Here is a 25,814-nt window from a genome sequence, read left to right as displayed (position 1 = left end):
CATGACCGACGGCCCCTTTCTCATTGCGGTGCTGGGCGACCAGTTGACGCCCGACATCGCTGCCCTGCGCCACGCCGACAAGGCGAACAGCATCGTCCTGATGATGGAGGTGGCGGACGAGACGACCTATGTGAAGCATCACAAGGCCAAGATCGCCTTCATCCTGTCGGCCATGCGCCATCATGCGGACGCCTTGCGCATGGCGGGATGGACGGTCGATTATGTGCGGCTGGACGATCCCGCCAATCAGGGCAGCTTCACGGCCGAGGTCGCGCGGGCGATCGAGCGGCATGACCCGCGCGCCGTCCATGTGACCGAAGCGGGCGAATGGCGGGTCCGCGCCATGCTGGAAAGCTGGGCAACGCGGTTCGCCATGCCGGTGACGATCCATGAGGATGATCGGTTCCTCTGTTCCCATGCCGAATTCGACAGTTGGGCCGTAGCCCGCAAGCAGTGGCGGATGGAATATTTCTATCGCGCCATGCGCCGCAAGACCGGCCTGTTGATGACGCAGGACGGCAAGCCGGAAGGCGGCGAATGGAATTATGATGCGGAAAACCGCAAGCCGCCGCCGCAACGCGACCTGTTGATGCCCCGGCCGATCCGCTTTCGCCCCGACAGGGTGACGCAGGCGATCATGACGATGGTGGAGGTGCGCTTTGCCGAGCATATCGGCCGCCTCGACCAGTTTCATTTCGCGGTGACGCGGGAGGAGGCGCTACGCCAGCAGACGCGGTTTCTGGACGAGGCGTTGCCGCGCTTTGGCGACTATCAGGACGCGATGCTGACCGACGAGCCGTTCCTGTGGCATTCGATCCTGTCGCCCTATATCAATGCAGGACTGCTCGATCCGCTGGACCTGTGCCGGGCGGTGGAGAAGCGGTATCGTGAAGGCAAGGTGCCGCTGAACTGCGCCGAGGGCTTCATCCGGCAGATCATCGGCTGGCGCGAATATGTGCGCGGCGTCTATTGGCATGAGGGGCCGGATTACGCGCAGCGCAACGCGCTGGGCGCGAGCCGCGACCTGCCGGCTTTCTACTGGACCGGCGACACGGACATGCACTGCATGGCCCAGGCGATCGGCCAGACCATCGACCATGGCTATGCCCACCATATCCAGCGGCTGATGATTACCGGCAATTTCGCGCTGATCGCCGGGATCGACCCATTCCAGGTGCATGTCTGGTATCTGGAGGTCTATGCCGACGCCTATGAATGGGTGGAGTTGCCCAATACGCTGGGCATGAGCCAGTTCGCCGATGGCGGATTGCTGGGAAGCAAACCCTATGCGGCCGGGGGCGCCTATATCAACCGCATGTCGGATTATTGCGGGTCGTGCCGGTATGACGTGAAGCAGCGCGTGGGGGAGAATGCCTGCCCGTTCAATGCGCTATACTGGGATTTCCTGATCCGAAACGAAAACAAGCTGGCGCGCAATCCGCGCCTCGCCATGCCCTATCGCAACTGGGAGCGGATGGCGGAGGAAGACCGCGCCGCCACGCGAAAGCAGGCGGCGCGGTTTCTCGACAGTCTGGCTTAACCCGCCCCGCACAGCGTGAGCATGCGGCCGGCCAGTTCGCGTTCGCCCATGACGACATGGGGCACGCCCAGCCGCTCCAGATGGGCGACCTCTGCATCGCTATGCGCGCGGGCGATGACCTGAACCTTGTCATTGAGGTTGCGGGCATGTTCGTGGATCGCGCCCCCCTCATAGCCTTCGGGCACGGCGATCAGCAGGTGACGCGCCTCACAGATGCCGGCGGCGAGCAGATGCTTGTCCTCCAGCGCATTACCCTTCACGACGGACAGGCCGGCCTCCTCGGCCTCCTCCACCCGTTCCGCGTCCCCTTCCACGATCACGAAATGGACGTTGCGATCCTTAAGGCGCGCAGCGATCATCTTGCCGACCCGGCCATAGCCGATGAGGATGACATGACCGATGCGCGGTTTCTCCGGTGCCTTGGCGGCTTCCACTTGCTCATCGTCATCCTTTTTATGGTCGCGCACGATGAGCGAGAAGAGGATGGGATTGAGGAAGATGGAGACGAGCGCGCCGGCGAGGATCAGGTCGCGTGCGTCGGCCGGAAGGACGCCAAGGCCGGTGCCGAGCGAGGCGAGGATGAAGGAAAATTCGCCGATCTGCGCGAGGCTGGCGGCGATGGTGAGCGCGGTGACATTGGCATGGCCGAAGGCGCGGACGATGCCCCAGGCGGCGATCGATTTGCCGATGACGATGATGAGGACCGTCGCCAGCAGCGGCAGCGGATGCTCCAGCACGATCGACGGGTTGAACAGCATCCCCACCGACACGAAGAACAGCACGGCGAAGGCATCACGCAGGGGCAGCGTCTCCTCCGTCGCGCGGCGGCTGAGTGGTGTTTCGCCCAGGATCATGCCGGCGAAGAAAGCGCCCAGCGCGAACGAGACGTCGAAGGCCAGTGCGGCGCCAAAAGCGACACCCAGCGCGATGGCCAGCACCGCGAGGCGGAACAGTTCGCGCGATCCGGTATGGACGACCCAGTGGAGCGTCCAGGGGATGACACGGCGGCCCACCAGCAGCATGACGGCGACGAAGCCCGCGACCTTCAGCAAGGTGCCCAGCAGCGGCGCTATGAGCGCCCCTGCCCCGCCGCTGCCATCGGCATTGTTGAGGACGCCGGCCAGCGCAGGGAGCAGGACGAGGGCGAGGACCATCACCAGATCCTCCACGATCAGCCAGCCGATCGCGATGCGGCCGCGCCGGGTTTCGACCAGGTCGGCGCCCTGCAAAGCGCGCAGCAGCACCACGGTACTGGCGACCGAGAGCGCGAGGCCGAAGACGATGCCGCCCATCAGGCCCCAACCCATATAATAGGCAAGGCCCATGCCGAGCAGGGTCGCGACCGTGATCTGCACCAGCGCGCCGGGGACGGCGATATTCTTGACCGACAACAGGTCTTTCAACGAAAAATGCAGGCCGACGCCGAACATCAGCAGGATGACGCCGATTTCAGCCAGTTCATTGGCCAGGCCCGCGTCCGCGACGAAGCCCGGCGTGAAGGGACCGACCAATATGCCGGCGACCAGATAGCCGACCAGCGGCGAGAGTTTGAGACGGTGCGCGATAGCGCCCATGATGAAGGCGACGACGAGGCCGGCAACGATGGTGCCGATCAGGGGCGTGTGGTGGGGCATGAAAGCCTTTCGATCCTGTCGCCGGACGCGATGCGATGCGTCCGGCGGGAAATTAGCAGTGTGCGCCGAGTCCATCCAAGTCCGTTCGCTTCGCACACACGAACCTGGATAGCTGGGTCATTCTACGACGGTCATCATCACCGCCGACAGGCCGGCCGCCGCGATGGCGAGGCCGGACATGACGGCGGGCATGAACCACCAGGGCGGGCGACGGCGCCGGATGCGCCGCGCGGATTTCCTGCGAGCCATGGGAGATGCTCCTTCTTCCGACGAATGCCCGGCTGTGATCCGGGCAGGGACGCGAATCGTCAGGAAGCGGCGGGCGGCGCGCGGGCGCGACGGGTGCGCGCGGGGGCGAAGGACGGGAGGCTATAGCGATGAAGAGGGACGCGCCCGGCCGGACGGGCAAGCCCCGGCAGGACGATGGCCAGAGCCAGCGCCAGCAGCATGGGCGGTGGACCGCCATCGCCATCGCCTTCCGGGCGCGGCGCAAGCACAACCGCCTGGGACGCCGACTGGGTTCGCGCCTTCAGCACCACGTCCAGAGTCGCGGGGTTGAAGGCGGACCCGGTTGCGCGGCTGAGCGGTGGCCCCAGCGGCGCGAGCGCGGACAGCAAGGTCACCGCCAGCAACGTCCACAGGGCGGCAAGGATCGGCAGGCGCATCATCGCGCCCTTTCCGTTCCACCATGGCCCTGTACCCTGCCGCATGCGCGAGACTTGCTCCTTCAAGGGCGCGCGTATAACGCCGCCTTCGCCTGTGTAGCCGTGAAGATAGGGACGAAAAAGCGGGAAGACCACCCCGGTTCCGAACCGCCATCGGTTGACAGGCCCGAGTCATTCCACTAACGGGCCACATTCCCGCGCGGGTCGGCTAAGGCGTCATGTCTTTGGTGATTTGCGTAAAGCAGATTTGAACGAGAAGAGACAAGCCATGTTCGCTATCGTGCGCACAGGCGGCAAGCAGTATCGCGTCGCCGCCGGAGACAAGATCGTCGTTGAGAAGCTGGCTGGCGAAGCCGGCGACAAGGTCACGCTGGACGACGTCCTGCTGGCCGGTGAAGGCGGCGACCTGAAGGACGTTGCCAAGCTGACCGTCGCAGCCGAGATCATCGCGCAGGCGAAGGGCGAGAAGGTCATCGTCTTCAAGAAGCGTCGTCGTCACAACTATCGCCGCAAGAACGGCCACCGCCAGAAGCACACGATCCTCAAGATCGTGTCGATCGCCTGAGCGCAGATTAAGTAAGGAGTTTAGGTCATGGCACATAAAAAAGCTGGCGGTTCGTCGCGCAACGGTCGCGATTCTGAGTCGAAGCGCCTTGGCGTGAAGAAGTTCGGCGGTCAGGAAGTGATCGGCGGCAACATCATCATCCGCCAGCGCGGTACGCGCGTCTATCCGGGCCGCAATGTCGGCATCGGCAAGGACCACACGCTGTTCGCGCTGAACGAAGGCCGCGTGGTATTCCACACCGGCAAGCTCGGCCGCAAATATGTGTCGGTCGACGCCATGGCGCAGGCCGCCGAATAACGGACGACTTGATGACGGGTCGTCCTCCGCAAAAGGGGCGATCCTCCCGGCAGATGTCGTACAGGCACCTGCCGGTTTCGAGGGAAAAAGGGGCGCTCCTTTCATGGGAGCGCCCCTTTTTCCGTTGCGCGATTCCAGCCGGATCGTGACAAAGGAATAGAGCGGCTCTTCCTCCTCCGATTTCCCTCAAGCCTCTGGAACTCCACGCCTTCTCGCGCGTCTTGCGGGCAGGGATTCATCCAGAACATGCCGTCGCGAAGTCGTCATCATTGGCGACTAAGGGCGCAAGACAAGAGGAGAGACGAGAATGTTTGCCCGTACCCCCCGCCTGCTCCTGCGTCCGGGCTGGATGGAAGATGCCCCCATGCTGGCCCGGACGATCGGTGATCGCTCGGTCCTGCGCAATTTGAGCCGCGCACCCAGCCCCTATGGCGTCGATGATGCGGAAGCATTCCTGGCGCTGCCGCACCATCCGCAACTGCCGCGCTTGCTGGCCTTCACCCGCACGCAGGGCGCCCCGCGTCTGGTTGGCGGGTGCGGCGTCCATCTGGATGAGAATGGCGCACCGGAACTGGGTTACTGGATCGCCCGCCCCTATTGGGGGCTGGGCTTTGCGACCGAGGCTGCGCGGGCCGTGATGAGCATGGCGCGGGCCAATGGCGTGCGCGATATCCGCGCCTGCCACTTTGCCGACAATCCGGCGTCGGGCAACGTCCTGCGCAAGCTGGGCTTCCGTTTCACCGGGCAAAGGGCGCAGCGCTATAGCCTGGGGCGCGACGCGATGGTCGATTGCCTGCTGTTCGAGGAAGGCGACGCCATGCGACAGGATAATGACCCGGCCATGGACCTGTATCGCGATGCGGTCGTGCCTATGGCGGCGTGACGACCATGGGCGCGGGTCCGGTTCGCTGCACCCGCGCCGACGATGGCCTCAATCGATGATGGCGGTCGAGCCGGACGGGAAATCGACGCCCGAAAATTCCGGGTAGGCCGACCGCAGCAGCGCGACCTGCTGCGCATTGTCGATGCGGACGAGAAACCATTGCCCCTCATCCTTGAGCGCCAGCGTGCTGGTCTTGCTCTGCATCTTGCCCGCGTCGGGGATGGCGATGACGCTTTGCGTCGGGATCAGCATATAGGTTCGGCTTTTATCGGGGGTCGCGACGATCTTTGCCGCCGAAAGGTCCATGCCGAAGGACAGGAATGTCATGCCATCGACCGCTGCGGCGGCCTGAGCGGCGACCATATCCTTCAACTTGGCTTCCGGCAGGCCGACCTTGTCCGCCATGGTGCGCAACAGGCGCGGCGGGATGAAGTCGATGCTCCGGGCTATTTCCCCTGCCTTCATCGCCGCATCGAATGCAGCAATCCGACTTTCGATCGCGGTGCGATCGGCCGGTGCGATCTCTTGCGCGTGAACCTGAATGCCGATCGATCCGGCCAGCAACCATGCGGCGAGGCCGATCACCCGTAGCGTTCCTGTCTTCACATAATTACCCCTGTTTTGATCGTGCGACCGTCTCTGGCTTTGGGCCGGTCGAATATGCGGGTCGGCTTGCCGCCATAGTCGGTGTCGACCAGCGCCTGAAATCCCAGCTTCTTGGCGACATGAATCGAGGCGGCATTGCCCGGATCGATAATGCAGCGGAGCGAGGGCGCGTCGAGATGGACGTCGGCCCAGTCGAGGATCGCCTGCATCGCTTCGGTGGCGATGCCCCTGCCCCAGGCATTGGGCCCCAGCACCCAGCCGGCTTCGGGTACGCCCTCCAGTTCGGGCAGGCCGCGTTCGGCGCTGAGCAGGCCAGCCTCTCCCAGGAAAGCGCCGCTGTCACGCTCTTCGATCACCCACATGCCATAGCCGAGCAGCGACCACATGCCGGCATAGCGCAGGATGCGGAACCAGACCGCCTGGCTGTCCAGCGGCATGCCGCCGATATGGCGCACCACGCCGGCATCGGCCCATAATCTGCGGCATTCGGCATGATCCTCCACCCGGTGCGGACGGAGGATCAGCCGAATGGTTTCCAGGGTTGGTGCAGTGCCCACTTATCCTCCGTTCGGGCTGAGCCTGTCGAAGCCTCGTTCTTTCTTAAAGAAAGAAGCGGCCCTTCCACAAGCTCAGGGCGAACGGATGTGAGCGTTTTGGATCAAGCAGCCGCGGGCAAGGCCGCTGCATAAGCGCTCTCGTCCAGCGCGATGAGCGCGCGGTCGTCCACTTTCCATGGATGGAAGCCGGGCAGGAAATAACCAAGCCAGGGCCGCGCGACACGGCGCAATATGCCCGGACGGACCAGCGCATAATGGAGCAGCCCGCCCCAGGCGCGACGGCCGGTGATACCGTCCTGCCGCAGCAGGTCCATCATCCCCCGCGCGCGGTGGTGGAGGAAATGCTTCGTCACGACGAGCATCATGGCGTTCTTCACCCACCAGCGTCTGAAGCGGCTCCAGTCACGGGTGGCGTGCACCCATGTATCATGGGCGACGCCCTTATGCTCGATTTCCTCGATCGCGTGCCAGCGCCACAGCGCCGCGATTTCCGGGTCGGCGCCGTCCAGATGGCGCGGATCGCTGAGCAGTTCATGGGCGAGGATGGCGGTGAAATGCTCCAGCGCCATGGTGGCAGCGAGGCTGACGATGGGCGGGCGTTGCCGCGCGAGGTCCAGCACCATCACCACGTCGGCATCGAGCCGCGCGACATCATAGCCATGGTCGGTCACCTGCCGGTTGAACGCCAGATGTTCGCGGCTGTGGACGACTTCCTGTCTGATGAAGGCCGCGATTTCGCCGGCGAGCTTGTCCGGCACGCCGTCACGAAAGGCGCGGACGCTGTCGATGAAATAGGCTTCGCCGCGCGGGAAGGTGATCGACAGCGCGTTGAAGAAAGCCGTGGCGATCGGATCGCCGTTCAGCCAATGTGGCGCGGCCCGGCGATCGCGTGCAAAGCGACGGTCGCGGGGCGTGATGGTGAGATCGGTCGGGGTCACGAGGATGCCTCCGGTTGTTACTTACATTGATGTAAATAAGAGTAACTGACACTCATGTCAATAAAACGCGCCCGCCTCAGCCCGGATGAAAGCCGCCTTGTCGCCGTGGAGGCCGCGCGCACCCTGCTGATCGAGGCGGGACCGCAGGCGGTGACGCTGAAGGCCGTGGCGGGCAGGGTCGGGCGGACGCATGCCAATCTGCTGCATCATTTCGGGTCGGCGGCGGGGTTGCAGAAGGCGCTGGCCGCGCATCTGGGTGACACGATCACGGCCAAGATCGGCGATGCGGTCAATGCCGCGCGGCGCGGCGAGGTCAGCCCGCGCACGATCGTGGACATGACGTTCGACGCCTTCGACCGGGAAGGCGCGGGCGCGCTGGCAAGCTGGATGCTGGCGTCGGGCAATGAGGATGCGCTGGACCCGGTGGTGGAGGCGATCCACCGGCTGGTCGACAAGCTGGCGGCGAGCGCGCTGACCCCGAACCTCGCCGAACTGATCCGGGAAAATACGCTGATGCTGGTCCTGTTCGCGCTGGGTGATTCGCAACTGGGCGGCGCGATGGCCGGCGCATTGGCCCTGCCGCGCGAAAAAGCGCGGGAAATCGCCACGCGCAGCCTGACATTTGCGCTGATGCAGGAGGTGGCGGCCTTTGCTTCGAAGGCCAAGGTTTAACTTTGTCCCCAATGGCGCTATGGGCGCGGGCAGGATGGACGATCCCTGCATCGTCCCGTTGTTTCTTGTTTTACGCATTCTGAGAGCCGTCGGCTGTTCCAGCCGCCTCCAGAATGCTCTATGGGCGCGCCATGCATTTTCTCGATCAAGCCAAAATCTACATCAAATCCGGCTGGGGTGGCCCCGGCGCGGTCAGTTTCCGTCGTGAGAAATACGAGGAATATGGCGGCCCCGACGGCGGCAATGGCGGCAAGGGCGGCGACATCATCTTCGAAGCGGTGCAGGGCCTCAATACCCTGATCGACTTCCGCTACACCCAGCATTTCAAGGCGCAGCGCGGCACGCCGGGCATGGGCAAGAACCGCTATGGCGCGGGCGGCAAGGATCTGATCGTCAAGGTGCCGGTCGGCACCCAGATATTGTCCGACCCCAAGCCGATCGAGGGTAGCGAGGACGAGGACGGCATCCCCGATTATGAGGATCAGGACATTCTGGCCGACTTCACCGAGGTCGGGCAGCGCGTCACCTTCCTGCGCGGCGGCGATGGCGGCCGGGGCAACATGTCGTACAAGACGAGCACCAACCGCGCGCCGCGCCAGCATGGCACGGGCTGGCCGGGGCAGGAAATGTGGGTGTGGCTGCGGCTGAAGCTGCTGGCCGATGTCGGGCTGGTGGGCATGCCCAATGCGGGCAAGTCCACGCTGATCAATCAGGTGACGAATACCAAGGCGAAGGTCGGCGCCTACGCCTTCACCACCACCAAGCCGCAATTGGGCGTGGTGCTGCATCGCGACCGCGAATTCGTGCTGGCCGATATTCCGGGCCTGATCGCGGGCGCGGCCGAGGGCGTGGGGATTGGCGATCGCTTCCTGGGGCATATCGAGCGGTGCCGCGTACTGCTGCACATGATCGACGCCACGACCGACGATCCGGTCGAGGCCTTCCATATCGTGACCGAGGAACTCGCCGCCTATGGCGAGGGGCTGGACGAAAAGCCGCAGTTGGTCGTGCTGAACAAGGGCGACCTGCTGGGGCAGGAACTGATGGAAGATATTGCCGACCAGCTCCGCGAGGAAGCGGGCGTGGAGGATGTGTTCATCATTTCCGGCGCGACTGGCGAGGGCGTGGGTCCGTTGCTGGACGCGGTGCTGCTGATGATGGATGACGAGGCGCGTGACGACGCGGATGAAGGCGGCACGGAAAGCGAAGCCGGCTGGTCGCCGATCTGACTGATTAATCTCCCCTTCCGTTCGAGGGAGGGCGGGGGTGGGTCGCGAGCGAAGCGAGCGCTGCTTCCGGTTGAGACGTTGAAGCGCCACTGACGCGGCGCACCCACCCCCTGCCCCTCCCTGAAAAGGGAGGGGGGAAATGAAGCATGACCTCTTCCCTCTCCGGTTTCCCCCCTGCCCTTGTCCGCCGTCTGGTCATCAAGATCGGGTCGGCCCTGCTGGTCGATCCGGCGGGACAGGTGCGTGTCGACTGGCTGCGTACGCTGGTCGCCGATGTCGCGCAGCGCAAGGCGGCGGGGCAGCAGGTCATCATCGTATCGTCGGGCGCGATCGCCCTTGGCGCGCGGCGTTTGAAACTGCCCAAGGGCGGGCGCGGATCGTTGGAAGATGCGCAGGCTGCGGCGGCGACCGGGCAGATCGCGCTGTCGCAATGCTGGGCCAGCCTGCTGGATGAAAAGGGCATCACCGCCGCGCAGATGCTGGTGACGCTGGACGATCTGGAAAACCGGCGGCGCTACCTGAACGCTTCGGCCACGCTGGAGCGGCTGATGGCGCTGGATGTGGTGCCGGTCATCAACGAGAATGACAGCGTGGCGACGAGCGAAATCCGGTTCGGCGACAATGACCGGCTGGCGGCGCGTATCGGACAGGCGGCACGGGCTGACGCGGTTGCGCTGCTTTCCGATGTCGACGGGCTTTACACCGCCAACCCGCACGTCGATGCCAACGCCATGCTGATAGAGACAATCGAGACGATCGACGCCCGGATCGCGGCGATGGCCGACACCGGCTCTGCGTCCGGGATGGGATCGGGCGGGATGGTGTCGAAGATACAGGCGGCGCGCATCGCGACCGGCGCAGGCGCGCACCTCGCCATCATTTCGGGCAAGGTGGATTCGCCGCTGGCGCAGTGGGCGACAAGCGGGCGTGGCTCCATCTTCCTCGCGGCCCAGGGCAAGGGCGCGCGCAAGGGCTGGCTGGCCGGGCGGCTGACGACGCGCGGCCGGATCATCGTGGATGCAGGCGCGGAAAAGGCGCTGGGCAACGGCAACAGCCTGCTGCCCGCCGGCGTGGCCAGCGTCGAAGGGGTGTTCGATCGCGGGGACGTGGTCGACATCGTGGCGCAGGACGGGCGTGTGATCGCACGCGGCCTGATCGAATATGACAGCGCAGCGGCGGTGAAGATCGCGGGCAAGCGTAGCGAGGATATCGCTGCGCTGCTGGGCGAAATGCCGCGATCCGTGCTGGTCCATCGCGACCATATGGCGATGGTCTGAGCGCGATGCAGCAGATGCGGATTGCCATTACCGGTGCGACGGGCTTCGTCGGCGCGGAAGTGCTGGAGCAGGCGCTAAGCGATGGGTTGCGCGTCAATGCGCTGACCCGGCGGGCGCAGCCGCCGCGCGCGAAGCTGAAATGGGTGCATGGGTCGCTGGAAGATGCAGCAGCGCTCGATACGCTGGTGCGCGATGCCGATGCGGTGATCCACATCGCGGGCGTGGTGAACGCGCCCGACCGCGACGGGTTCGAGGCGGGCAATGCGCGCGGCACCATGGCGGTGGTCGATGCGATGCGGAAGCGCGGGATCAAAAGGCTGGTGCATGTGTCGTCGCTGGCAGCGCGGGAGCCGGGCCTGTCCGACTATGGATGGTCCAAGGAACTGGCCGAAAAGCATGTGAAAGCGAGCGGCCTGGACTGGACCATCGTGCGGCCGCCGGCGATTTACGGGCCGGGCGACAAGGAGATGCTGGAACTGTTCCGCATGGCCAAGCGCGGCATCATGATGCTGCCGCCGGGCGGGCGGTTGTCGGTGATCCATGTGGGCGATCTGGCCGCGCTGTTGCTGGCGCTGTCGGGCGAGCGGGAGAATAGCCTGACCCGCACCTATGAGGTGGACGACGGCACGCCGGGCGGATGGGATCATAAGGATTTCGGGCAGGCGATCGGCCGGGCTGTCGGGCGGTCGGTGAAGACCGTGGCGACGCCGGAATGGCTGCTGAACGTCGCGGCGCGGACCGACCGGCTGGTGCGTGGCAAGAATGCCAAGCTGACGCCGGACCGGGTCGATTATTTCTGTCACCCCGACTGGGTGGTGGGCAAGCGCAGGCAGCCGCCCAAAAGGCTGTGGTTGCCGCAGGTGAACACCGAAGACGGGCTAAGCGCGACGGTGGCGGCTTACCGGTTGAAGGGGTGGCTGTAGGGCATTCATGCTCGTCCTCCCCGCCAGGGCGGGGATGCAGCTTCTACTGATCCGCCGCAGCGGGCTTCTTCGCGCGTTGTTCGGCCAGAAATTCGCTGATCGCCTGGCCGCTGGCATTGAGCAGCGGATAGGTGCGCGCGTCGCTGAGCCAGTCGGGGCGGCGGGCGCCGCTGCCGTAGAAGGTGTCGTAGACGAGGCTGAAGGCGAGGAAGACCATCGTCGCGCCGATCAGCCCCTTCACCGCGCCGAAGCCCGCGCCCAGCACACGGTCGACGGGTCCAAGGATCGACTGTCGGGTACGCCGGCCGATGGCGTGGGCGATCAGCTTGCCGACGCCGAATGTCACGCCGAAGACGAGGACCAGCGCCAGCATCGCCGCGCCGCTGCTGTTGCCGATAAAGGCGCTCAGGATTTCGGCGGCCGAAGCGTGGAACAGGCGGATGGCGAAGATCGCGAGCACCCAGGCGATGAGCGAGAGGGTTTCCAGCACGAAGCCGCGCATGAGGCCCAGCACGGCGCAACCGCCGATGGCGAGCAGGACGAGAATGTCGATGGCGTTCATGGCAAGCCTTCAAATTCCAGCACTGTTCTGCGGCGAAGGCCAGAGAACAGTTTCACGCTCTCAACTGGACCCAGGCCTGCGCCGGGGAACGAGTTGGAGATTTCCCGCTGTCGCTATCCGCGTCCCAGCATCTGGTCAACCAGTTGGGCGAGGGTGCGGAAACCGCTGACCGCGATTCCCTTCACCCCGTCGGCGGCCGAGGCCGGGATATAGGCGCGGGTAAAGCCCAGCTTGGCGGCTTCGCGCAGGCGAAGGGGCGAGTGGGAGACGGGGCGGATTTCGCTGGAGAGCGCGATTTCGCCGAACAGCACGACGTCCACCGGCACCGGCCGTTCCGACATGGCGGAGATGAGCGCGGCAGCGACCGCCAGATCGGCGGCCGGGTCCGTCAGGCGATAGCCGCCCGCGACGTTGAGATAGACTTCGCAGGTCGAGAAGCTGAGGCCGCAGCGCGCCTCCAGCACCGCCAATATCATGGCGAGCCGGCCGCTGTCCCAGCCGACCACGGCGCGCCGGGGAGTGGCGCCGCTCGACAGGCGAACGACCAGCGCCTGTATTTCCACCAGCACCGGCCGCGTACCCTCCAGCGCGGGGAAGACGGTCGCGCCGGTCACGGTCTCGTCGCGGTTGGTGAGGAACAGGGCGGACGGGTTGGCCACTTCCTCCAGCCCCTCCGCCACCATGGCGAACACGCCGATCTCATCCGTGCCGCCGAAGCGATTCTTGACCGCGCGCAGGATGCGATATTGGTGGCTGCGCTCACCCTCGAACGCCAGCACCGTATCGACCATATGTTCCAGCACACGGGGACCGGCGATGCTGCCATCCTTGGTCACATGACCGACCAGGATCAGCGCGGTGCCACGCTGCTTGGCGAATTTGATGAGTTCCTGGCTGGCGGCACGGACCTGGCTGACGGTGCCGGGCGCGCCTTCGATCAGGTCGCTGTGCATCGTCTGGATCGAATCGATGACGAGCAGAGCAGGCGGTGGCCCCTCCCCCAGCGTGGTGAGGATATCGCGGACGGACGTGGCGCTGGCCAGTTGCACCGGGGCGTTGCCAAGGCCGAGGCGCTGCGCGCGCAGGCGAACCTGATCGGCGGCTTCTTCGCCGCTGATATAGGCCACGGACAGCCCGCGCGCGGCGATGCGCGCCGCCGCCTGCAACAGCAGCGTCGATTTGCCGATACCCGGATCGCCGCCGATCAGGGTCGCCGAGCCATGGACGATGCCGCCGCCGAGCGCCCGGTCGAACTCCGCGATGCCGGTGCTGGTCCGCGGGGGGAGTTCGACCTGGCTGTCAAGGCCGACCAGCGTGATGGCGCGTCCGCCATTTTGCAGATCGTGGCGGGAGGAGAAGACCGTCTCCGCCGCCTCCTCGACGATGCTGTTCCATTCGCCGCAATCCTCGCACTGGCCCTGCCACCGGCTGGCGACGGTGCCGCATTGCTGACAGACGAATTTGCGTTTTGCCTTGGCCATGGCACGGATATGCCGATGCCATGCGAACATTGCAAGAACATCAATGGTGCCGCTGGAAACATCCGCCGCTCTGGCGCATTGATACGGCATGAAAACGATCCGGGTCGCCAGCTATAATATCCGCAAGGCCATAGGCACAGACCGGCGCCGCGTGCCGGAGCGGGTGCTGGAGGTGCTGGGTGAGGTGGATGCCGACATCGTCGCCTTGCAGGAGGCAGACCGACGCTTTGGCGTACGATCCGCCGCGATCCCGCCCCTGCTGATGGATAGTCAGAGTGGGTATCGACCCGTTCCACTGAATGTGCAGACCGATTCGATGGGCTGGCACGGCAATGCGATATTGGTGCGCAAGGAGGCGGAGGTTGCGGCCCATGACGTGCTGCACCTGCCCTGTCTGGAGCCGCGCGGCGCGACCATGGCGGAGGTGAGGCTGAACGGCGCGGCCGTGCGGGTGTTCGGCATGCACCTCGACCTGTCGGGCCTTTGGCGGCGGCGGCAGGCGGCGGCGGTGATCCATGCGGCGGAGCAGGGTGCAGTCATGCCCACCGTGCTGATGGGCGACCTCAACGAATGGAGCGCCGGGCGCGGGTGCCTGGCGGATTTTGCCCGCCATTATCATTTCGCGCCATGCGGGCGCAGTTTCCATGCGCGGCGGCCGGTGGCGCGGCTGGACCGGATCATGCACTGCGGGAAACTCACACTGAAGAATTGCGGCGTGCATGAGAGCGCGGCGGCGCGGAAGGCTTCGGACCATCTGCCGATCTGGGCGGAATTTGCGGTTGGGTGAACGCACTTCCATGGATCATCCTCCGTTCGGGCGGAGCCTGTCGAAGCGCGGCTCTTCACTTTCAGGAAGCACAGCCCCCCTTCGGCGAAGCTCAGGACAGGCTTCGACAAGCGCAGGGCGAACGGGGATGATGGAAATCCTCTTATCTGAATGCTCGACATTGCCGCCGCGCTCTGCGACGTTCACCCCATGAAGGAGAGGGAATTGCGGCTGGCGCTGGTCTGCTATGGCGGGATCAGCCTGGCGATCTACATGCACGGCATCACCAAGGAGGTGTGGCATCTGGCGCGGGCCAGCCGGGCCTTTTATGACGGGGTGCAGCCAGAAGGCGGCAGCGAGGCCGTCTATGCGCAGGTGCTGGCGGCGATGGAGGCAGCGAGCGGGATCAGGCTGCGCGTCATGCCCGACATCATCGCGGGCGCAAGCGCGGGCGGGATCAACGGCATCTTCCTCGCGCAGGCGATCGAGACCGGCCAGTCGCTGGAGCCGCTGACTCATCTGTGGCTGGACAATGCCGATGTGGACCGGCTGCTCGACCCGGACGCCCGCCCCGCGCGCGCCATGACGAAATTCTGGGCGACGCCGCTGGTGTGGATGGCGGCGCGCCGGCCGGGCGATGCGGTGGAGCGGACGGTCGCGCCCGACACGCGCGAGGAAGTGCGGATGAAACTCTCCCGCTTCATCCGGTCACGCTGGTTCGAGCCGCCCTTTGGCGGAGAGATATTTTCCAACATGCTGATCGACGCCTTCGACGCGATGGCGGCGGCGGAGAAGGGACAGCCGCTGCTGCCGGACGGCCACCCGCTCGACCTGTTCGTGACCGTCACCGATTTCGAAGGGCATCCGCAAAGCCTGAACCTCAACAGCCCGGCACAGGTGATCGAGACGGAGCATCGGCTCTCGATCGGCTTCCGCGCGCGGGGGCGCGGCCAGAATGGGAATGGCCGCCCCTTTGCCGATCCGGCCGAACTGGTGTTTGCGGCGCGGGCGACGGCCAGCTTTCCCGGTGCCTTCCCGCCCTTCACCGTGCGGGAACTGGATCGGGTGCTCAAGCGCCGGCATCGCGGCTGGCCGGGGCGCGAGGCGTTTCTGGGCCGCGCCTTGCCCCGCCATGCCGCGCGGGGGACGGCGGAGGACGCCGTGCTGATCGACGGGTCGGTGCTGGCCAATGCGCCCTTTGCGCAGGCGATCGGCGCGCTGCGCAACCGGCCGTCGCGGCGCGAGGTCGACCGGCGCTTCGTCTATATCGACCCCAAGCCGGGGCACCGCTCCATCCGCCTGAACAAGGAAGGCGAGCAGCAGGACGCTCCGACGGGTGAGGATGCGCCGCTGCCCGGCTTCTTCCGCACCATTTTCGGCGCGCTGTCGGACATTCCGCGCGAGCAGCCGATCCGCGACAATCTGGAGGCGATCGACCGGCATAGCGCGCGTATCCGGCGGATGCGGCGGATATTGGACGCGCTGCGGCCGGGCATAGAGGCGGACGTGGAAAGCGCGATCGGGCGGATGCTGTTCCTGGACCGGCCGACGCCCGCGCGCCTGTCGGCCTGGCGATCCAAGGCGCAGCAGCGGGCGGCAAGCGCGGCGGGCTTTGCCTACCCCGCTTATGGCCATCTGAAGCTGTCGGGGATCGTCGAATCGCTCTGCTCGCTGCTGTTCCGCCTGAGCGGCGAGGACAGCGCAATGATGCGCGAAAGCTATCGCCAGGCGATCTGGGCCGCGATCCGCAAGGAGGGCGCGGACCAGCTAAGCGAGGAAAGCGGGTCTGCATCCACCCCGGTCGCCTTCTTTCGGGCGCATGATCTGGCCTTTCGTATCCGGCGGCTGCGCTATCTGGCGCGGCGGCTGGCCGATACGCTCGAACTGGAAGCCGATGCGGACGATCCGGCGGTGCAGGCGATGCACGACGCCATCTATGGCGCACTGTCGCTCTATGCCGAATGCGAGGACAGCGAGTTTCATGGAGCCGAGGTGATCGCCGCCGCCAAGGCCGTGCCGACCGACGCGGCGGCGGCCATGGCGGCGGTGGCGCAGGCGCGCGGATTGAAGGCGCGGGACGAGGCGGCCGACCTGATGCTGGCCGAAGCCTTCGCCGGCCTGCCCAAGGCCGGTCGCCGGACGATGCTGCTCGCCTATCTGGGCTTCCCCTTCACCGATATCGCCACATTACCGTTGCTCCAGGGTGACACTCTGGATGAATATGATCCGGTCAAGGTCGACCGGATTTCGCCCGAAGATTGCACCGCGATCCGCAGCGGTGGCGCCACCGCCACCCTCAAGGGCATTGAATTCAACAACTTCGGCGCCTTCTTTAGCAGGGTCTATCGCGAGAATGACTATCTGTGGGGTCGCCTGCACGGGGCCGAGCGGCTTCTGGACATCGTGATTTCTGCCATGCCCACAGCAAGCCGCCTTTCGCCCGACGCGCTGGCCGACTATAGGCGGGCCGCGTTTCTGGCGATCCTTGATGAGGAAGAGTCGCGGCTGCCCCATGTGGCCGATCTCATTGCCAGCTTGCGGGAGGAGATCGGGTGAGCGGGCGTGTGGGTCTGGTTGCTGTTGGGCTGATGCTGGCACTGCTCGCCGGCTGTCGCGGCTCGTCCGATGACAGCGCACAGGCCGACAATGGCATGGCGCCTGCCCCCGCTGTCGCCGCCATCCTACCCCAGGAACCCGCACCGCTGCCGGTCGAAAATGCCACGATTCCGGTCAAGCCGTCGCCGGTCGTCACGGTCCGCGCCCAGCCGGCTCCACGCAACGTGATGGACCTGCCGCCGTCCGACGACGACATGTCCGCCCTGCCCTTCCCGCAGGAGGTCACCGCCTTCATGGTCGACCGTGACGGGTGCGACCATTTCCGCGGCGAAGAAGCCTATGACGCGGAACGACGCGCCTATATCGCGGAGAATATCGCCGAACTGTGCCACGGCACCGACGCCCGGCTGTCCATGCTACGCCGCCGCTATGCCGGCGACGCCCCCGTGACTGCCGCGCTCCGGGGCTATGACGCGCATATCGAGGGTGTATCGCGCTATTGAGGCTGGCCGCTGCGGCATGATGGGATGGCCGGGAAGGGTGGTGAGCAGACCTAACCGCTGGACTGCGAAGGAAGACTTGTGAAGCCCGCTTCGGCGTGAGACGGTGACAAAATGCTCTTTCGCTCGGTCCTTTTGGTGGCGATTTCCGCCTTCGCGTTGCTCTACTGGCAAATGGTCTGCGACGTGACTGGTGCCAACGAGCCTTGGGACGCTGCGGACTTCATGACCAAATGGTATCCCGTCGCATTAGCGGCTTCCGCCGTAAGCGGCTTCTGTCTGCGGTTGTGGGGATGGTCTGCCGGTGTGATCATAATATTGGCGCAGTTTCCAGTGATGCTGCTAAACTCGGGGACCGGCCCGCTCTTGGTAGTTGGTCTGTTCTTTCTCGTCGGACTCGCCTTTCCCGCTGTTCTACTTTCGGCCGCTGCCGGTCAGATAGCTACGTTGGTCGCGCCGACTAATAAGGAGGCATCGTAGGGTCGGCTGTTGGTCACTTGTTGCCGCTGCAACAGCGCTATTCGTCTTCGCCACGAAAAAGAGCGTCAACGTCTTCAGGCCGCATTCGCTTAAGTTTTTCATCAAGCTTGCGATCAAAGCCGCGATCGTTCGGTTCCTCACCTTTTTGCGCCTTCCGCCCGATCTGCCGCAAGTATCGGGCGGTCGCTTCGGTCAGGCGTAGCTTCTTCTGACGTGCCTTCATGAACCCGAAAATATCATGATCGGGAACGTCCGCAATCGGCAAGTTCAAACGGGAATACCAGCGGCAATCTTTGATCGTCAGCAGGCCTGTCACCCAAAAGCCGGCGCCGCCAAGGCCCGTGCATGGTCGCGGATGCCGGAGGGCCAGTCCTGCGACAGGGCCATGAACTGCGCCCCGTCCTTCGCGAAGAGCGCGCGGATCGCGGGTTCGTAGCCGGGGCGGTCGCCGGCCATCGCCGTCATGAAATGATAGGCGGCGTCCATCGCCGCGCGCGGGTCGGGCGTCGTGGCGCTGGCCTTGCGGGCGTCCTCGACCAGGCGACGGATGGCGGCCGATGCGCCGCCGGGCTGGGTGGCGAGCCAGTCCCAATGGCGCGGCAACAGCGTCACTTCGCGCGGCTGGACACCCAGCCTGGGCCGCCCCCTGCCCCGTGCCTCCTCCACGATTGGTCCGCGCAGGTCGATATCGACCTGCCGGCCTGTCGCATCATCGAACAGCAGGATATTCTGGGCCTCATCACCCATGGCGCGCAGGGCCGCGCGCACTTCGCCCTCATCGCCGGTGGCGATCCACAGTTCACCCGCAAAGGCCGTCAACGTCCGTTCCATGCCGAATCTCCCTTTCGGCACGGATATTATTATCCGGGTTTTATGGAGTCAATATAATCCGGGTAATAATTAGATATCGCGCAATTCCACCCATGTCGGCGCATGGTCGCTGGCCTTTTCCCGGCCGCGAAATTCCCTGTCGACCTGCGCGTCGATCAGGCGGTCGGCGGCGGCGGGGCTGAGCAGCAGATGGTCGATGCGGAAGCCCGCGTCGCGCGGCCAGCTATTCGCCTGATAGTCCCAGAAGGTCCATACACCGCCATCGGGGTGACGGCTGAGGATCGCGTCGGTCCAGCCGTCGCCCAGCAGCCGGCGATAGGCGGCGCGGCTTTCCGGCTGCATCAGCGCATCGTCCTGCATCGCCTTGACCGAGAATGTGTCCACGTCGCGCGGGATGACATTATAGTCGCCGGCCAGGATCGCGGGGACTTCCTCCGCCCAGATTTCGGCGGCGCGGTCGCGCAGGCGCTTCATCCAGCGCAGCTTGTAATCGAATTTCGGGCCGGGCTGCGGATTGCCGTTGGGCAAGTAGATGCTGGCGACGCGCACGCCCTTCACATCGGCCTCCAGATAGCGGCTATGTTCGTCCTCCGGCTCGCCCTCCAGCCCACGGCGCACCTCGACCGGGGTTTCGCCGCGCGCAAGGATGGCGACACCGTTGAACCCCTTCTGCCCGTGCCAGATCACGCCATAGCCGGCGGCCTCGATATCCTTGACCGGGAAGGTGTCGTCGCTGGTCTTGATTTCCTGAAGACAGGCGATGTCGGGCCGCGCTTCGTCCAGCCATTCCAGCAAACGCGGCAGGCGCGCCTTGATGCCGTTGATGTTGAAGGTGGCGATGCGCATGATGACTCTCTCTTCCGTTTGTCCCTCCTTTGGAGAAAGGACAGCCCTTCGACAAGCTCAGGGCGAACGGAGGTGGAAAGTCAGACCGAGAAGCTGGTGCCGCAACCGCAGCCGGCGGTCGCGTTGGGGTTCGTTACCTTGAACGCCTGCCCGCCCAGGTCCGACACGAAATCGACCGCCGAGCCGCGCACCAGATCGAGGCTGACGTCATCCACCACGAGGGTCACGCCATCGCGTTCGACTGTCAGGTCTTCCGCCTCGATCGCTTCGGCCAGACCGAATTTATACTGGAAGCCCGAACAGCCCCCCCCTTCCACCGACAGGCGGAGGATGGCGGGCTTGCCTTGCTTGGCGGCGATGGCGGCGACGCGGGCGGCAGCGGACGGGGTCAGGTCGATGTCGGACATGGTGCCTAGATAGGATCAAGCAAAAGGCCCGGCAACCCCATCGGGCGCCGGGCCTTTTGCGAATTTCGTCATGAAGCCGATCAGTCGGCCGCTTTTTCTTCCGCCTTGGTCGGGCCGCCCATGGCGAGCGGCGGCTTGGTGTTCATCGCGACCAGATAGTCGGGACCGGCGACGAAGGGCAGCGGGTTGATCGCGGCGCCGTCGACGCGGACTTCATAATGAAGGTGGCTGCCGGTGGAGCGGCCGGTCGAACCCATCAGGCCGATCACCTGGCCACGCTTCACATAGGAGTTTTCGGCGACCAGCAGCTTCGACATATGGCCGTAGCGCGTTTCCATGCCGCTGCCATGCGAAATCTGGACGAGGTTGCCATAGCCGCTGGCCCAGCCGGCGCGGCTGATGATGCCGTCTGCGGTGGCGTGGATCGGGGTGCCGATGGGACCGGGAATGTCGATGCCCTTGTGCATGCGGGCGGAGCGGTTGAACGGGTCGGAACGGACGCCGAAGTTGGAGGTCAGGACAAGCTTTTCGACCGGGCGGCCCGACGGGATATAGGCTGCGGTCTTGGCGTTGCCGTCCAGCCGCTGGAGGCTGGAGAAGAGGTTGGAAAAGCCGACATCGGACGGGCCGAGCGCGCTGGTGTTGATTTCCGAAGCATCGCCATAGGGGTCGTCGGTTCCGGTGGCGTGGGCCGGGGCGGTTGCGCACAGCGCGCCGACAACCCCGATACTCGCTAAAACCGTTTTAACCTTATTCGCCTGGAACCAAAGCGACGGACGAACATTAACCGAATGAAGAACCGACATGCAGACCCCGACTATGTCACCGGAGGCTTGATGCCCCTCGGCGCTTCCCGTGTTAAAATTTTTTGGCGACCTGGATCGCCCCCGCAAAATGCAGACTGCAAATTGCCGGTCATGTTGCAAGCGCGACGTAAAATTCTTCCGTCAGACCGGCCTGCCGACGCGCCGAGTCGTTGAACGGTGGCTTAACGCCGCCGCGAAAATGCCTTTTCACAAGCATTTGATAATGTTTGGGGGATTCGACGCCGATGCGGTTCGTCGCCCAGACGAACCATGTCGTCCCCGCCGCGACATGGCGAATTTCGTCCTTGACGATGCGCCGCAGCATCCTGCCCGAAACCATGTCCCCTGCCCCCTCGAACCGCTCGACCGTAGCGGGCGTGATGTCGAGCGCGCGCGCTTCCAGCACCATCGGCACGATGGCCAGTCGCGCCAGCGCATCGCCCGCCGTCTCCTCGGCCGCCTGCCACAGCCCGTCATGCGCGGGCAGCGCGCCATAATGGCTGCCCATCTGCCGCAATCGCCGGTCGAGCAACGCGAAGTGCATGGCTTCGTCGGCGCCGACCTTCATCCATTCGCTCGTGAAGTCCGGGGGAAACTGGTCGCCGAACCGCCCGATCAGGTCGAAGGCCAGGTCGATCGCGACAAATTCGATATGGGCCAGCGCATGGAGCATGGCGATGCGCGCCCGTTCCGATCCGATCTTGCCACGCCGGGGCATGTGCGCGGGCGATAATAGCTCCGGCGCATCCGGGCGCGCCGGCCGATCGGGCATGACGGCGTCGAAGCGATGCTCCAGCCGCCCCAGCCGCCAGGCGCGCGCCACCGACCGCGCGGCCATCAGCTTGGCTTGCGGGTCGGCGGTCAGCAGCACATGGGCGCAGGCCGCGCCCACACTCGTCACGGACAGCGGCAGGCTCAAAGCGCGGTCACGGCCCCCAGCACCTCTTCGGCATGGCCCTTCACCTTCACCTTGGGCCAGACGCGCGCGATCTTGCCGTCCGCCCCGACCAGGAAGGTCGCCCGCTCGATTCCCATATATTTGCGGCCATAAAGCGACTTTTCGACCCATGTGCCAAAGGCTTCGCAGACGGCGCCCGGCTCGTCGGAAGCGAGAATGACGGACAGGCCATATTTCTCGGCAAATTTCTTCAGCTTCGCCGGCTTGTCCTTGGAAATGCCGATCACCGACACGCCGGCGGCGGCATATTCATCGGCCAGCGCGGTGAAATCCTTGGCTTCGTTGGTGCAACCGGGCGTATCCGCCTTGGGATAGAAATAGACGACCAGCGGCTTGCCCTGATAGCCGTGCAGCGCAAAATCGACGCCATCGGCATCCTTGAGCGTAACTTCCGGGATCGCGTCACCCTGTTCGAGCATGGTCATTCCTCCTGATAGGGCGCGGCGAGCGCGGCCCAGGCTTCACCGACGCATATCCGCGCCTGCGCATAGCTGGCAAGCAGCCCGTCCCAATCTTCCGCGCCGCAGGCGCGCGCGACCAGCGGCCGGGTGGCTTCCGCCGGCTCGGTCGATTTGGGCGACACAAGACGAGAGACAACCAGATAGCGGGTGATGAGGTCATGCGCGGCGATGAGGTCGGCAGGCAGATGACCGGCCGCGACCAGATCGGCCAGCGCCTTGCCCAGATCGGGGTTGAACGCCATGCGATAATGGAACTGGTTGACGTGGATCAGGAACTCCAGGTCGACCAGGCCGCCCGGCACCAGCTTGACATCGAGGTCGCCGGCCGGCGGCTTGTGCCTGGCAATGTCGCCGCGCATCTTCACCGCCTGCCGCGCCAGTTCATCGAAATCGCGCGGGCGCTGGAGCGTTTCGGACAATATCGCGTCGAGCGCGGCGCGTGCCTGCAGCGATCCGAACACCGGCCGCGCGCGCGTGAGCGCCAGATGCTCCCAGGTCCAGGCTTCCTCCCGCTGGTAGCGCGCGAAGCTGTCGAGGCTGACCGCCAGCAGCCCCTGCGCGCCGGACGGGCGCAGCCGCGTGTCGACCTCGTAAAGCGGGCCGGACGCGGTGTGCACCGACAGGGCGTTGGTGATGCGCTGGGCAAGGCGATTGAAATATTGGGTCGCGCCCAATGGCTTGGCCCCGTCCGATTCCGTGGAAAAATCGCCGGTGAAGAGATAGACGAGGTCGAGGTCCGATGCGTGCGTCAACACCCCGCCGCCCATGCGACCCAACGCCAGAATCAGCAATTCGCCCCCCGGCACCTTGCCATGGGCGCTCTCAAACTCGGCGACGGTGCCGGCCGCCAGCGCCTCGATCGCAGCCTCGGCAACGCGACCATAGCCCCGGCCCGCCTCCAGCGGATCGCCGCCGCGGATGATCTGCGCGCCCAATGCGAAGCGGCGGTCGCCCACGCGCTGGCGCACCCGGTCGAGCAGGGTCTGGTAATCTTCACCCGGCTCCAGCCGACCCAGTTGCTGCGCAAGCTGGGCGACCGGTGGCGCGGGATCGAAGGCGGAGGCGTCGATCAGCCCGTCGATCAATTCCGCCCGGCGGCTGAGCGCATCGGCGAGTGTCGGGGCATGGCTCAATATTTCGGCCAGCAGTTCGACCAGTGCCGGACGGGCGGCGAGCAGCTTGAAGAAGTTGATCGCGCTGGGCAGCCGGCCGATCATGTCGTCCAGCCGGTTGAGTGCGCGCGACGGATCGGGCGCTTTGGCCAGCGTGCGCATCAGGCCGGGCAGCAACGCCTCCAGCGCCTCGCGCGAGGGCGCGCTACGCAGCGCGCGAACAGTACCGCCGCGCCAGCGGGCGATGCGGGCGATCGGCGTGTCAGGGTCGGCGAAACCCAGTTCCATCAATTGCTCTTTCAGCCGATCCTCATCATGCGAGAGCGAGGCATCCGCCTTCTCCGGGCTAAGCCGGTCATAATTGCGGCCGACCCATTCGACATGCGGCCGCAACCGGTCGAGCAGCGCCGCGCTGTCGGTCAGACCATGCAGGCGGGCGACATTGTCCAGGCTGTCGGGCGATTTGGGCAGTTCATGGGTCTGGCGATCCTCGACCATCTGGAGCCGGTGCTCGATGGTGCGAAAAAGGATATAGGCGGTGTCCAGCCGCGCCGCGACATCGGGTTCGATCACATTGGCGGCGGCGAGCGCGCGCAGCGCCTCGCGCGTGTTGCCCGACCGTAGCGACGGGTCGCGGCCACCATGGATCAACTGATGCACCTGCGCGAAAAATTCGACCTCGCGAATGCCGCCGCGCCCGCGCTTCAGGTCGTACCCCGGCCCAAACGCCTGCCCCTGCGCATAATGGTCGCGGATACGGCGCGATATGTCGACGATCGCGTCGATCGCGCCGAAATCCAGACTGCGCCGCCAGACGAAGGGCCGGATCTGGCGCAGGAAATAATCGCCCAGCGCCTTGTCACCAGCCGCAGGCCGCGCGCGGATGAACGCCGCCTGCTCCCAGCCGAGCGCGGTCGATTCATAATAGCCGATCGCCGCCTCCACCGGCAGGGCGATGGGCGTAGCTTCAGGCGAGGGACGCAGGCGCAGGTCGACGCGGAAGACATAGCCGTCGCCATCGCGCGCGTTGAGCAATTCGCTGACCCGCCGGCCGATGCGCACGGCGGCGTCGGCCACATCCTCCCGCTCGCCATGCGGCAATGTGGCGGGGTCATAGAGCAGGATCGGGTCGATATCGGACGAATAATTCAGCTCGCGGCTGCCATGCTTGCCCAGCGCCAGTATGACGAACCCCTGATGCTCGGCATCGGGATACCGTTCCTGCATTGCGGCGGCGAGCGCTTCTTCCAGCGCCTGGTCGGCAAAGTCGGACAGGGTGCGCGTCACCCGGTCCATATCCCAGGCCCCGGCCAGATCGGCCGCCGCCACCGCCAGCGCGATAGCCCCACGTCGTCGCCGCAGCGACCTGGCGATACCATCTTCCGGCACCCCGGCGGCCTGCGCCGCGGCAAAGGCGCCGTCGAAATCGCCGACCGCCAACCGCTCCGTCACCGCCGGATAGCGGTCCAGCGCGCGCGCCAGAAAGGGGGAATGGCCCCTGATCCGCTTTTCGGTATCCAGCCAGTCGATCACATCTACTCTCTCTTATGGGATTTCCCTTATTCCGGTGCGCTATCGCTTGGCCGTGCGACGAACGCCAGAAACTTTTGGCCCATGAAGCCGTTCTGGCCATATGGAGTCCCAACGTAAACCCTTTGGCCGATCGGCAACGGCATGCGACGAAGGCGGTACGCGGGTGCTTAATGTCGCTTTGCCAGAGCCTTATGAGGGGGTCGGCAATGCGCTTCGCGCCACCTTTGTACCCGGCGACGGCGGCATGCCATCTGATATGATGGCGCTGCTGGCCAAGCTCGACCGGCACTGACCTTTCGCCCGGCACCCTGGCGGAAGGCTTTATTTACCCATTCCGGGTAGAATAATTCATCCTTTGCCAGAAAAAAGTCGCACGCGCTCATGATGTACCGCAATTTCGCCATCGCCACGCTGCTCGGCGCCCCGCTGATCGTGATGGCGGTGCAAAGCTTCACGCCCAGACCGGAGCAACCAGCGCAATCCGCCATTCAGCCGGATGTGCCGCCACCGCCCGTGCCCGTTCCGGTCGCCCCGCCGCCGTCCGTGCCGGGCGCGCCGTCGGCGGATGCGTCCTTCGGCCAGCCGATGGCGGGCGCTGGTCAACCGGCGATGGCGCCGGGCGCCGGCCTGCCCGACACGTCCGCACCGCCGATCACCACCGGCATGCCCAGCGGCTTTTCGCCGCAGAGCGCGCCCGCCGGTTCCCCCAACGGCGAGCGCTGAGCGCGC

General features: G+C 65.4%; 29 protein-coding genes. 13 read left to right on the top strand and 16 right to left on the bottom strand.

The features are described 5' to 3' along the window. The first annotated feature begins 1 nt into the window (after position 1). Positions 2-1,540, top strand: coding sequence for a cryptochrome/photolyase family protein (locus ASE85_RS10875; protein ID WP_056687659.1), 1,539 nt, complete (start codon positions 2-4; stop codon positions 1,538-1,540). On the opposite strand, the gene ybaL is transcribed toward ASE85_RS10875, so the two are convergent. The 3 genes from ybaL to ASE85_RS10865 form a co-directional block, all read right to left on the bottom strand. Next, on the bottom strand, positions 1,537-3,174 hold the full coding sequence (ybaL, locus tag ASE85_RS10870) for a YbaL family putative K(+) efflux transporter (protein WP_056688689.1): 1,638 nt from the start codon (positions 3,172-3,174) through the stop codon (positions 1,537-1,539). The genes ASE85_RS10875 and ybaL overlap by 4 nt on opposite strands. A gap of 117 nt (positions 3,175-3,291) precedes the next feature. Further along, positions 3,292-3,423 (bottom strand): hypothetical protein, encoded by a 132-nt coding sequence (locus ASE85_RS24210; RefSeq protein ID WP_268795126.1) that lies wholly within the window; start codon positions 3,421-3,423, stop codon positions 3,292-3,294. Positions 3,424-3,482: 59 nt separating this feature from the next. Then, on the bottom strand, positions 3,483-3,884 hold the full coding sequence (locus ASE85_RS10865; RefSeq protein WP_056687657.1) for a hypothetical protein: 402 nt from the start codon (positions 3,882-3,884) through the stop codon (positions 3,483-3,485). Between the two features lie 223 nt (positions 3,885-4,107). Here ASE85_RS10865 and rplU point away from each other — a divergent pair, with 223 nt between their 5' ends. From rplU to ASE85_RS10850, 3 genes are all read left to right on the top strand, one after another. Further along, complete coding sequence (rplU, locus tag ASE85_RS10860) at positions 4,108-4,404, top strand: 50S ribosomal protein L21 (RefSeq protein ID WP_056687655.1); 297 nt, start codon at positions 4,108-4,110, stop codon at positions 4,402-4,404. Positions 4,405-4,431: 27 nt separating this feature from the next. Beyond that, the gene (gene rpmA / locus ASE85_RS10855; protein WP_056687653.1) at positions 4,432-4,701 is read left to right on the top strand and encodes a 50S ribosomal protein L27; all 270 of its coding nucleotides are present in this window, start codon (positions 4,432-4,434) and stop codon (positions 4,699-4,701) included. A 307-nt stretch (positions 4,702-5,008) separates the two neighbouring features. Beyond that, the gene (locus ASE85_RS10850) at positions 5,009-5,584 is read left to right on the top strand and encodes a GNAT family N-acetyltransferase (RefSeq protein WP_056687651.1); all 576 of its coding nucleotides are present in this window, start codon (positions 5,009-5,011) and stop codon (positions 5,582-5,584) included. Positions 5,585-5,632: 48 nt separating this feature from the next. Here the strand turns inward: ASE85_RS10850 and ASE85_RS10845 are convergent, their stop codons facing one another. From ASE85_RS10845 to ASE85_RS10835, 3 genes are all read right to left on the bottom strand, one after another. Then, complete coding sequence (locus ASE85_RS10845) at positions 5,633-6,190, bottom strand: hypothetical protein (protein WP_156358281.1); 558 nt, start codon at positions 6,188-6,190, stop codon at positions 5,633-5,635. Next, positions 6,187-6,747 carry a GNAT family N-acetyltransferase gene (locus tag ASE85_RS10840; protein ID WP_056687647.1) on the bottom strand — a complete coding sequence of 187 codons (561 nt, stop codon included), beginning with the start codon at positions 6,745-6,747 and terminating at the stop codon, positions 6,187-6,189. Before ASE85_RS10840 ends, ASE85_RS10845 begins: the two co-directional genes overlap by 4 nt. A 101-nt stretch (positions 6,748-6,848) precedes the next feature. After that, complete coding sequence (locus tag ASE85_RS10835) at positions 6,849-7,685, bottom strand: metal-dependent hydrolase (protein ID WP_056687646.1); 837 nt, start codon at positions 7,683-7,685, stop codon at positions 6,849-6,851. 54 nt (positions 7,686-7,739) lie between these two features. Here ASE85_RS10835 and ASE85_RS10830 point away from each other — a divergent pair, with 54 nt between their 5' ends. The 4 genes from ASE85_RS10830 (at position 7,740) to ASE85_RS10815 (ending at position 11,786) form a co-directional block, all read left to right on the top strand. Then, positions 7,740-8,357: a TetR/AcrR family transcriptional regulator gene (locus ASE85_RS10830; RefSeq protein ID WP_056687644.1), complete on the top strand. Its 618-nt coding sequence runs from the start codon at positions 7,740-7,742 to the stop codon at positions 8,355-8,357. Between the two features lie 131 nt (positions 8,358-8,488). After that, on the top strand, positions 8,489-9,586 hold the full coding sequence (gene obgE / locus ASE85_RS10825; RefSeq protein WP_056688687.1) for a GTPase ObgE: 1,098 nt from the start codon (positions 8,489-8,491) through the stop codon (positions 9,584-9,586). 146 nt (positions 9,587-9,732) lie between these two features. Further along, positions 9,733-10,863, top strand: coding sequence for a glutamate 5-kinase (proB, locus tag ASE85_RS10820; RefSeq protein ID WP_056687641.1), 1,131 nt, complete (start codon positions 9,733-9,735; stop codon positions 10,861-10,863). A 5-nt stretch (positions 10,864-10,868) separates the two neighbouring features. Then, complete coding sequence (locus tag ASE85_RS10815) at positions 10,869-11,786, top strand: NAD-dependent epimerase/dehydratase family protein (RefSeq protein WP_200928336.1); 918 nt, start codon at positions 10,869-10,871, stop codon at positions 11,784-11,786. Positions 11,787-11,829: 43 nt separating this feature from the next. Here the strand turns inward: ASE85_RS10815 and ASE85_RS10810 are convergent, their stop codons facing one another. Together ASE85_RS10810 and radA are read right to left on the bottom strand one after the other, a co-directional pair. Then, positions 11,830-12,348 (bottom strand): CvpA family protein, encoded by a 519-nt coding sequence (locus ASE85_RS10810; protein ID WP_056687639.1) that lies wholly within the window; start codon positions 12,346-12,348, stop codon positions 11,830-11,832. Between the two features lie 113 nt (positions 12,349-12,461). Then, positions 12,462-13,829 carry a DNA repair protein RadA gene (gene radA, locus ASE85_RS10805; protein WP_056688684.1) on the bottom strand — a complete coding sequence of 456 codons (1,368 nt, stop codon included), beginning with the start codon at positions 13,827-13,829 and terminating at the stop codon, positions 12,462-12,464. An 88-nt stretch (positions 13,830-13,917) separates the two neighbouring features. Here radA and ASE85_RS10800 point away from each other — a divergent pair, with 88 nt between their 5' ends. The 3 genes from ASE85_RS10800 to ASE85_RS10790 all read left to right on the top strand — a co-directional run bounded on the left by ASE85_RS10800 (position 13,918) and on the right by ASE85_RS10790 (position 17,654). After that, on the top strand, positions 13,918-14,616 hold the full coding sequence (locus tag ASE85_RS10800) for an endonuclease/exonuclease/phosphatase family protein (RefSeq protein WP_056687637.1): 699 nt from the start codon (positions 13,918-13,920) through the stop codon (positions 14,614-14,616). Positions 14,617-14,805: 189 nt separating this feature from the next. Then, complete coding sequence (locus ASE85_RS10795) at positions 14,806-17,151, top strand: patatin-like protein (protein WP_056687635.1); 2,346 nt, start codon at positions 14,806-14,808, stop codon at positions 17,149-17,151. After that, positions 17,148-17,654, top strand: a complete 507-nt coding sequence (locus ASE85_RS10790; RefSeq protein ID WP_327196617.1) for a hypothetical protein — start codon at positions 17,148-17,150, stop codon at positions 17,652-17,654. The genes ASE85_RS10795 and ASE85_RS10790 overlap by 4 nt, the downstream gene beginning before the upstream one ends. 514 nt (positions 17,655-18,168) lie before the next feature. Here ASE85_RS10790 and ASE85_RS10780 read toward each other — a convergent pair. The 8 genes from ASE85_RS10780 to ASE85_RS10745 form a co-directional block, all read right to left on the bottom strand. Further along, positions 18,169-18,447: a hypothetical protein gene (locus tag ASE85_RS10780; RefSeq protein ID WP_056687631.1), complete on the bottom strand. Its 279-nt coding sequence runs from the start codon at positions 18,445-18,447 to the stop codon at positions 18,169-18,171. Further along, positions 18,444-18,962: a DUF2239 family protein gene (locus ASE85_RS10775; protein ID WP_056687629.1), complete on the bottom strand. Its 519-nt coding sequence runs from the start codon at positions 18,960-18,962 to the stop codon at positions 18,444-18,446. The genes ASE85_RS10780 and ASE85_RS10775 overlap by 4 nt, the downstream gene beginning before the upstream one ends. Positions 18,963-19,031: 69 nt before the next feature. Continuing rightward, positions 19,032-19,808 carry an exodeoxyribonuclease III gene (gene xth, locus ASE85_RS10770; RefSeq protein WP_056687627.1) on the bottom strand — a complete coding sequence of 259 codons (777 nt, stop codon included), beginning with the start codon at positions 19,806-19,808 and terminating at the stop codon, positions 19,032-19,034. A gap of 80 nt (positions 19,809-19,888) precedes the next feature. Then, positions 19,889-20,215 carry an iron-sulfur cluster insertion protein ErpA gene (gene erpA / locus ASE85_RS10765; protein WP_056687625.1) on the bottom strand — a complete coding sequence of 109 codons (327 nt, stop codon included), beginning with the start codon at positions 20,213-20,215 and terminating at the stop codon, positions 19,889-19,891. 80 nt (positions 20,216-20,295) lie between these two features. After that, the gene (locus tag ASE85_RS10760; protein ID WP_082462753.1) at positions 20,296-21,021 is read right to left on the bottom strand and encodes a M23 family metallopeptidase; all 726 of its coding nucleotides are present in this window, start codon (positions 21,019-21,021) and stop codon (positions 20,296-20,298) included. A gap of 109 nt (positions 21,022-21,130) precedes the next feature. Continuing rightward, positions 21,131-21,940: a ferritin-like domain-containing protein gene (locus ASE85_RS10755; protein ID WP_056687623.1), complete on the bottom strand. Its 810-nt coding sequence runs from the start codon at positions 21,938-21,940 to the stop codon at positions 21,131-21,133. Beyond that, positions 21,937-22,398 carry a thioredoxin-dependent thiol peroxidase gene (gene bcp / locus ASE85_RS10750; RefSeq protein WP_056687621.1) on the bottom strand — a complete coding sequence of 154 codons (462 nt, stop codon included), beginning with the start codon at positions 22,396-22,398 and terminating at the stop codon, positions 21,937-21,939. Before bcp ends, ASE85_RS10755 begins: the two co-directional genes overlap by 4 nt. A 2-nt stretch (positions 22,399-22,400) precedes the next feature. After that, a complete protein-coding gene (locus ASE85_RS10745) occupies positions 22,401-25,085 on the bottom strand; it encodes a bifunctional [glutamine synthetase] adenylyltransferase/[glutamine synthetase]-adenylyl-L-tyrosine phosphorylase (RefSeq protein ID WP_056687619.1) in 2,685 nt (894 codons plus the stop codon). A 100-nt stretch (positions 25,086-25,185) separates the two neighbouring features. On the opposite strand from ASE85_RS10745, the gene ASE85_RS10740 reads away from it, so the two are divergent. Further along, positions 25,186-25,377 (top strand): hypothetical protein, encoded by a 192-nt coding sequence (locus ASE85_RS10740; RefSeq protein ID WP_056687617.1) that lies wholly within the window; start codon positions 25,186-25,188, stop codon positions 25,375-25,377. Positions 25,378-25,466: 89 nt separating this feature from the next. Next, positions 25,467-25,808, top strand: a complete 342-nt coding sequence (locus ASE85_RS10735; protein ID WP_056687615.1) for a hypothetical protein — start codon at positions 25,467-25,469, stop codon at positions 25,806-25,808. Positions 25,809-25,814: the final 6 nt, after the last annotated feature.

The organism is Sphingobium sp. Leaf26, assembly GCF_001421665.1.
GTDB lineage: Bacteria > Pseudomonadota > Alphaproteobacteria > Sphingomonadales > Sphingomonadaceae > Sphingobium.
Note: the sequence above shows the minus strand (reverse complement) of the source record. Positions and strands in the feature narration are given on the sequence as shown.